The 9,154-nt window shown below is 69.8% G+C and carries 2 protein-coding genes; one reads left to right on the forward strand and one right to left on the reverse strand.

The genetic code is table 11. The features are described 5' to 3' along the window. A complete protein-coding gene (locus V7Q31_RS10545; RefSeq protein WP_333833798.1) occupies positions 1–8,121 on the forward strand; it encodes a phytase in 8,121 nt (2,706 codons plus the stop codon). A 66-nt stretch (positions 8,122–8,187) separates the two neighbouring features. On the opposite strand, the gene V7Q31_RS10550 is transcribed toward V7Q31_RS10545, so the two are convergent. Further along, on the reverse strand, positions 8,188–9,154 hold a 967-nt coding region (locus V7Q31_RS10550; RefSeq protein ID WP_333833800.1), incomplete at its 5' end, for an amino acid--tRNA ligase-related protein.

Genomic DNA, 9,154 nt, shown 5'->3' on the forward strand with positions numbered 1-9,154 from the left:
ATGTCCGCTTCTCTGCGCGTCGCGACCTTCAACGCCTCGCTCAACCGCAGCGCCGAGGGCGCGCTGATCGCGGACCTCGCGGACGGGACGAACCCGCAGGCGCGCGCCGTCGCCGAGATCGTCCAGCGCACGGACGCGGACGTGATCCTGATCAACGAGTTCGACTATGACGAGGGCGGCGAGGCCGCGCGGCTGTTCCGCGAGAACTTCCTCGCCGTCAGCCAGAACGGCGTCGATCCGGTCGACTACCCCCATGTGTACGTCGCGCCCTCGAACACCGGCGTGCAATCGGGGCTCGACCTCAACGGCGACGGCGCGGTCGGCGGACCGGACGACGCCTTCGGCTTCGGCTTCTTCCCCGGCCAGTTCGGCTTCGCGATCTTCTCGAAGCACCCGATCGCGACTGACGACATCCGCACCTTCCAGACTTTCCTCTGGAAGGACATGCCCGGCAATCTCCTGACCGAGGACCCCACCGAGAACGACCTCGAGGACTTCTACTCCCCCGAGGCGGTCGCCGCGCTGCGCCTCTCCTCGAAGAACCATGTCGACGTGCCGGTGATCGTGGACGGCGAGACAGTCCACGTCCTCGCCGCGCACCCCACGCCCCCGGTCTTCGACGGCCCGGAGGACCGCAACGGCAAGCGCAACCACGACGAGATCCGCTTCTGGACGGACTACGTCGCCGGCGCCGACTACATCTACGACGATTCGGGTGCGACGGGCGGGCTCGCGCCCGGCGCGCGCTTCGTCATCGTCGGCGACTACAACGCCGACCCGTTCGACGGCGACAGCTTCGAGGGCGCGATCAACCAGCTGATCGACGACCCCGCGATCATCGCCTCCGCGACCGACCCCGCGATCACCCCGTCGAGCGAGGGCGGCCCCGACGCCGCGATCCGGCAGGGCGGCTCCAACGCGACGCATCAGGGCGACCCCGCCTTCGACACCGCCGATTTCGGCTTCAACCCCGCCGACCCGGCGTCCGACCTGCCGCCCGCCAATCTGCGCGTCGACTACGTGCTGCCCTCGGCCGCCGGCTTCGCCTATCGCGACGGCGGCGTGTTCTGGCAGGCCGAAGGCGAACCGCCCTTCCCGCTCGCCGAGTTCCCGACCTCCGACCACCGCCTCGTCTGGGCCGACCTGACCCTGACCGATGCGAACCGCCGCACCGTCGCGCCCCTCGAAGTCTCCTCCGCCGCCGCCTTCCGCCCGCTCGACATCCTGCTCGTCAACGATGACGGCTTCGACGCCGAAGGCATCGCCGCGATGCGCGACGCGCTGCTCGCCGAGGGCCATGCGGTCACGGTCGTCGCCCCGCTCGAACAGCAATCGGGCAAGGGCACGTCGATCGACGCCGACAAGCTGTTCCGGCCGCTGACGATCACCGAGTTCCGCCCCGGCGACTTCTCGGTCGACGGCGCGCCCGTCACCACCACCATCGCGGGGCTCGACTTCCTGCTGAAGGACAGCGCGCCGGACCTCGTGATCTCGGGGATCAACGAGGGCCAGAACATCGGCCATGTCGCGCTTTCCTCGGGCACGGTCGGCGCGGCCGTCACCGCGATTCTGCGCGGCGTCCCCGCCATCGCGATCAGCGCCGGGCTCGACTTCGCCGAGGCCGCGCAGGGCTTCCCCTCGCTCCCCGAGACCTACGCGAACGCCGCGGCGCTCGTCGCCGCGCTTGTCGCCGACCTCTCGGCGCGCAAGGGCCAGGGGCTCGACCTGATCCCCGGCGGCGCGGGCCTCAACGTCAACCTGCCCTCGGGCTGGGACGGCGAGACGGTGGCCTTCACCACGGTCGCGGGCAGCGACGGGCTGAGCTTCGTGTTCACGCAGGAGACGCAAGGCGAGGACGACGTCACCTACGCCTTCTCCTTCGGGGACCCCTCGGGCGCGCCCGACAGCGAGGGCGTGAACTTCGCCGCCGGCGCCGCGACCATCTCGGTCATGAACGGCGACTGGTCCGCTCCCGAGGACGTCCGCGCCGGGCTGGAAGCCAAGTTGACCGATCTGAGCTTCACGCAGGCGAGCATCCCGACCCGCGCGCTCGACATCCTGCTCACCAACGATGACGGCTTCGACAGCGAGGGGCTGGAGACGCTGGCGACCGCGCTGCGCGCCGCGGGCCACCGGGTGCGCATCGCCGCGCCGCTCGAACAGCAGTCGGGGCAGGGCACCAACATCGACGCCGCCGCGATTGGCTCGGTGATCGAAGTGACCGAGTTCGCGCCGGGCGATTTCGCCGTCGACAGCACGCCGGTGAACGTCACGAACATCGCGCTGACGGCGCTGCTCGACGACGCGCCCGACCTCGTCGTGTCCGGCATCAACGAGGGGCAGAACGTCGGCCTGACCACGATCTCGTCGGGCACGGTCTCGGCCGCGATCGCCGGGCTGCTGCAGGGCGTGCCCTCCATCGCCGTCTCGGCGGGGCTCGACTTCTCGGAGGCCGCGGAAGGCTTCCCCTCCACCGAAGAAGCCTACGACATCGGCGCGATCTTCACCGCCGACCTGATCGCCGACCTGATCGCGGCGGCGGGGGACGGCCCGCTCCTGCCCGAAGGCGTCGCGCTCTCGGTCAACGTGCCGACCGGGGAGATCGCGGGCGTCAGCTTCACCCGGCTCGACGACGTGACGCCGCTCGGCTTTACGGTCGCCGAGCTCGCGCCGGGCGTCCCCGGCTTCTCGATCACCTTCGACGAACCGTCGGACGACCCGCTCTCCGAGGGCTCGGAATTCCTGAAGGGCAAGATCACCGTCACGCCCCTCGACGGAAACTACACCGCGCCGGAGCCGCTGAAGTCCGAGGTCGAGGCGCTGCTCGAAGCCGGCGACCGGCTCGGCCTACTGCTCGGCGGCGCGCCGGTCGAGTCCGAGGCCTTCCTCGGCTTCGTCGAGATCCCCTCCTTCACCGAATTCGAGGGCGCGATCGTCGGCGGCCTCTCCGGCCTGACCTACGACCCGGTCCGCGGCGTCTATCTCGCCGTCTCCGACGATCGCGACGCCGGCGCCGACGGCGCGCCGCGCGTGTACGAACTCGCCATCGCCATCGAGGACGGCGCGCTCTCCGAGGGCGACGTGACGGTCCTCGACGTCACCGCGCTGACGCTCGAGGACGGAACCACCCTCGACGCGATCAGGCCCGACCCCGAGGGCATCGCCCTGGGCGCCTCAGGCCGGTTCTGGGTCTCCTCCGAGCGCGACTTGAACGGGAACCCTTCGATCTGGCTGTTCGACCGCGACGGCCAGCGCATCGGCGAACTCCCCGTCGACGCGAAGTTCCTGCCCGACGCCGCCCGAACGCAGGGCGTGCGGAGCAACCTCGGCTTCGAGAGCCTGACGATCACGCCCGACGGCCGCACGCTCTGGACCGCCACCGAGAGCGCCATCGCGCAGGACGGCGGGCTCGCGACCACCGAGACCAGCGCCGTCGCCCGGCTGATCCGCTACGACCTGACCACCGGCGAGGCGGTCGCCGAGCACGTCTACGAAGTCGAGCCCATCGCCAACGAGCGGACCCCCGAGGGCGCCTTCGCCGACAGCGGCCTCGTCGAGCTGATCGCGCTCGACGACCAGGGCACGCTGCTCGCGCTCGAACGCAGCTTCTCGACCGGCGCGGAGGGCCGCGGCTATAGCGGCAAGCTGTTCCTCGTGCGCACGCAGGGCGCGACGAACGTGATCGACGTCGACGCGATCCCGAGCGCAATCGCGGACGATGAGCGCGAGATCAATGTCGACGCCGTCGCGCATAAGGAACTGCTGCTCGACCTCGCCGATCTCGGCATCGTCGTCGACAACATCGAGGGCATGGCGCTCGGCCCGGTCCTGCCCGACGGTCGCCAGGCGCTCGTCATCATCTCCGACGACAATTTCTCGGGCTTCGGCCCGCAGGCGAGCCAGTTCATCGCGCTGGCGCTCGACCTCGGCGAAGTCCCCACCATCGCGCCGCTGCTCGAGACCCCCGACGAGCTGCGCTATCCCGGCCCCGCCCCGATCGTCATCGCCCATCGCGGCGCCTCGGGCGAGTTGCCCGAGCACACGCTGGGCGCCTACGCCCGCGCGATCGCCGACGGCGCCGACTTCATCGAGCCCGATCTCGTCAGCACCAAGGACGGCGTGCTGATCGCCCGCCACGAGCCCTGGCTCGCCACGGTGCAGACCGACGCGAACGGCGAGATCGTGCGCGACGCGACCGGCGCCCCCGTCGTGACCTTCGCCTCGACCGACGTGGCGACGAAGCCCGAATTCGCCGACCGCCTCGCCTCAAAGCAGATCGGCTTCTCCACCGTCACCGGCTGGTTCGCCGAGGACTTCACGCTGGCCGAGATCAAGACCCTGCGCGCCGTCGAGGACCAGCCCGACCTGCGCCCGAACTCGGCGCTCTACGACGGCCTGTTCGAGATCCCGACGCTCGACGAGGTGATCGACCTCGTGCAGGCGCACGAGGACGCGACCGGCGAGAAGATCGGCCTCTACCCCGAGACCAAGGAGCCCACCTATTTCGACGCCATCGGCCTCAGCCTCGAGGAGAAGCTGATCGACACGCTCGTCGCGCAGGACTTCACCGACCCCGACCGCGTGTTCATCCAGAGCTTCGAGATCGCCAACCTGCTCGACCTGCAGGAGACCGTCATGCCGGCGGCGGGGCTCGACCTGCCGCTCGTGCAGCTGATGTTCAACTTCCCCTCCTTCCCCACGTTCGACCTGTTCCTCGCGCAGCAGGCGGGCGACCTCTCGGCCTATGCGAGCATCCCGTTCATCACGGAGACGACGGTCTCGGGCGATCTTTACACGCCCGAGGGCTTCGCCGCGCTCGCCGCGGCCTATGCCGAGGGCGTCGGCCCAGCCTTCTCCCTTATCGTGAAGGCCGACGGGACCGAGACCTCCTTCGTCGCCGACGCGCACGAAGCCGGGTTGCTTGTCCACGCCTACACGCACCGCGACGAGGGGATCGTGCCGGGCGCGGACGGCGCGCCGCTCGACGGCGCGGAAGCTTACGCGCGCCTGCTCGGGACCGGCATCGACGGACTGTTCACCGACCACCCCGCCACCGGTCGCGCCGTCACCGACGACCTGTTCGCCGGCGAAGGCCCCGACCCCGACGACCCGGCCGTCTGGCGCCACCCGACCGACCCGGCGGCCTCGGTCGTCTACACCGCGATGAAGGAGGGCGGCCTGCGCGTCTACGACCTCGCCGGCGCCGAGCTCCAGCGCCTCGCGCCGGAAGGAATTCGCTACAACAACATCGACGTGATCTACGACTTCGCCTTCGGCGGCGCCGAGATCGACATCGCCATCGCCTCCGACCGCGCCAACGACACGCTCGCGATCTTCGCCATCGGCGCGGACGGCCTGCTGACCGAGATCACCTCCGCCTCGGTCCCCGAGACGATCTTCGGCGTCGACGACGGCGAGGCGACCGCCTACGGCCTCGCCGCCTGGACCTCGCCCTTCGACGGCGAGACCTACGCCTATGTCACGCAGGCGAGCGGCGCGGCGATCGCCCAGCTCCGGCTGACGACCGAGGTCGACGGCGTGAGCTTCGAGAAAGTCCGCGACCTGCCCCTGCCCGTCGCCGACGGCGACGACCCCGAAGACTACCAGTCCGAGGGCATCGCGATCGACCGCGAGACCGGCATCGGCTATGTCACGGTCGAGGATGAGCTGGGCCTGCTCGCCTTCGACGCCCGCCCCGACGCGCCCGCGACTTTCGAGATCGTGGCCGACATCGACAGCGGCTATTTCGCGCCCGACCTCGAAGGCGTCGCTCTCCATTACGGTCCCGAAGGCGAGGGCCTGATCCTCGTCTCCTCGCAGGGCGACGCGACGTTCGCCGTGTTCGACCGCGAGACATGGGACTATCTCGGCTCGTTCGCCGTCCGCGGCGAGGGCGGGATCGACGGCGTCGAGGAATCCGACGGGCTCGAGATCTACTCGGGCGCGTTGCCCGGATTCGAGAGCGGCCTGCTCGTCACGCAGGACGGCTCGAACGAAATCCAGGTCGTGTTCGGCGACCCAGAGGACGGCGAGATCCAGAACTTCAACGTCAACTTCAAGTATTCCAACCTCGGCGACGTCTTGGCCCTGTTCGGCGCCGCGGCGAACCCCGATTTCGACCCCCGCGCGCTCGCGCCCCGCACGCTGCCGAACGGCGTCGCCGCGGGCGACGTCACCACCGACAGCGTCGTTCTCTGGACCCGCTCGCTGGCGGCGGGCGACGTGACTTTCACCGTCTCCGACGCGGAGGGCGTCGTCGCGACCGCGACGGCGACCGTGGCCGACCCGGACATCCCCGTGAAAGTGGCGATCGACGGCCTCGCGCCGGGCGCCGACTACACTTACGCCGTCGCCGACGCCGCGGGCGGGACTGGCGAGGGTCGCTTCGCCACCGCCGCTGCGCCGGGCGAGACCGCGGGGCTGCATTTCGGCGTCACCGGCGACTGGCGGGGCGAGCTCGCCCCCTACCCCGCCATCGCCAACGCCGCGGAAAAGGCGCTCGACTTCTTCCTGCTGCACGGCGACACGATCTACGCCGACTACCCCTCGCCGGCCGTGCCGCTTCCGCAGGCCGTCACGCTGGAAGACTTCCGCGCCAAGCACGCCGAAGTCTACGGCGACCGCGGCGGCGAGAACTTCTGGGCCGCGCTGCGCGCCTCGACCGCCATCGCCGCGACCATCGACGACCATGAAGTCACCAACGACTTCGCCGGCGGCGGCCTGATCGGAACCACCGCGGAGTCCGAATTCCGCGACCTGTTCCCCGGCGACGACGGGGGCGCCTTCGTCAACGACGCGACGCTCTACGACAACGGCCTGCAAGCGTTCCAGGAATTCAACCCGATCCGCGACGAATTTTACGGCGACACCGGCGACGCCCGCACCGCCGGCGAGCGCAAGCTCTACCGCGCGCAGCAGTTCGGCGACGACGCGGCGATGTTCGTGCTCGACCAGCGCAGCTTCCGCGACGAGCAGATCGCGGGCGTGACCGACCCGACCGACGTCGCCGATATCGTCCGCTTCCAGACCGAGAGCTTCGACCCCACGCGCACGCTTCTGGGCCGCGCGCAGATCGACGACCTCAAGGCCGACCTGAAGGCCGCCGAGGAGGCCGGCGTGACCTGGAAGTTCGTCTACACGCCCGAGCCGATCCAGGACCTCGGCCTCAACAACGCCGACAGCTGGGAAGGCTACAAGGCCGAGCGCACTGAACTGCTGAAGTTCATCGCCGACGAGGGCATCGACAACGTCGTGTTCGTGGCGGCCGACATCCACGCCACTTTCGTCAACAACCTGACCTATTCGGAGACCCCGCTCGGCCCGCAGATCGGCCTCGCCGCCTTCGAGGTCACCACCGGGTCGGTCGCGTTCAACCCGCCCTTCGGCCCCGCCGTCATCGGAGCGATCTCCGGCACGCCGCTTCTGCCGCCCGAGCAGGAGGCGTTCTACGACGCGCTGCCGGTCGCGCCCGATGGCGACGGGCTGCTCAACGACAAGGACGACTTCCTGCGCGAGGCGTTCAACGCGCTGGCGATCGACCCGCTCGGGCTCGACCGCATCGGCCTCGACGACAACCTGCCTCAGGCCGACGGTCTGATCGACGCGACGCTGCTCGAGGGCGGCTGGGTCTCCGCCCACACGCTGGGCTGGACCGAGTTCGAGATCGACGCCGAGACGCAGGCGCTGACCGTCACCACCTGGGGGATCGAGACCTATGGCGAGGCCGATCTGGCGGAAGACCTCGCCGGCGTGCTCGCGCGCGAGCCCGCGGTGGTCAGCCGCTTTGTCGTGGAGGCGCGGCCGCTCGAGAGCGTCATCGAGGCCGGGCCGGAGCGCGAGACGCTGGTCGGGACCGACCGGGCCGACCGCTTCGTGTTCGGGCCGGGCGACAGCGACTGGTTCGCGCGCGACCGGATCGTGGACTTCGAGGCCGGCGACCGGATCGACCTGACGGCGTTCGGCTTCGAGGAGATCGTCGCGAGCGGCCCGATCGACGCCGACACGCTCCGCGTCCGCGCCATCGGCGACAACACGCTCCTTTTCGGCGGCGAGGCCGGCGCGGAGCTGGGGCTGCTCGTCGAGGGCGCGCTGGCCGACATTCGCGAGGGTCTGCTGATTTGACGACCGCTTCGCGGTCGCGCCGCGCGGCCCGGACCGTCGCGATGGCGGGGGGCGGGGCCGCCGTCCTCAGTCGCGCGGCGCGATCCGCAGCCCCAATTCGCGCAACTGCTGGTTCGTCGCCTCCGAAGGCGCGCCCATCATCAGGTCTTCGGCCTTCTGGTTCATCGGGAACATCACGACTTCGCGGATGTTCTCGGCGCCGGCGAGCAGCATCACCATCCGGTCCACCCCCGGCGCGATGCCCCCGTGCGGCGGCGCGCCGAAGCGGAAGGCGTCGAGCATGCCGCCGAAGCGCGCCTCCACCGTCGCGCGGTCGTAGCCGGCGATCTCGAAGGCGCGGAACATGATTTCGGGGCGGTGGTTGCGGATCGCGCCGGAACTCAGCTCCACCCCGTTGCAGACGATGTCGTACTGATAGCCGAGCACGTCGAGCGGCTTCAGCGCGTTCAGCGCCTCCAGCCCGCCCTGCGGCATCGAGAAGGGGTTGTGCGAGAAGTCGAGGCGCTTCTCGTCCTCGTTCCACTCGAACATCGGGAAGTCGACGATCCAGCAGAAGTCGAACCGGTCGGGCGCCGTCAGACCCAGTTCGAGCCCGATCACGTTGCGCGCCTTGCCCGCTGCGTCGACGAACTTCGCCGGCTCCCCCGCCACGAAGAACGCCGCGTCCCCCGCCTTCAGGCCGAGCTGCTGGCGGATCGCCTCGGTGCGCTCGGGGCCGATGTTCTTGGCGACGGGGCCCGCACCTTCGATAACACCCTGATATGACTCAATTCTTTGTTTATTCTCTGCCCGAATATCCAATAGCATCCGACGTCCTTGAATGTAGATAGCATTATTCGGAGCTCTGTCACTTTGGCTTATCAAGTCTAGCGCAGGCTTTTCCGAAACAAGTTCAGGGCCACGCCACATGATATACCCCATCCCCGGCAGGCCCTGCTTCTGCGCCCAGTCGTTCATCCGGTCGCAGAAGGCGCGCGAGCCGCCGCCCGGCGCGGGGATGGCGCGGACCTCGCAGCCCGGTTTCTCGACGATC

This window comes from Rubrimonas sp., assembly GCF_036788415.1.
Taxonomy (GTDB): Bacteria; Pseudomonadota; Alphaproteobacteria; order Rhodobacterales; family Rhodobacteraceae; genus Rubrimonas.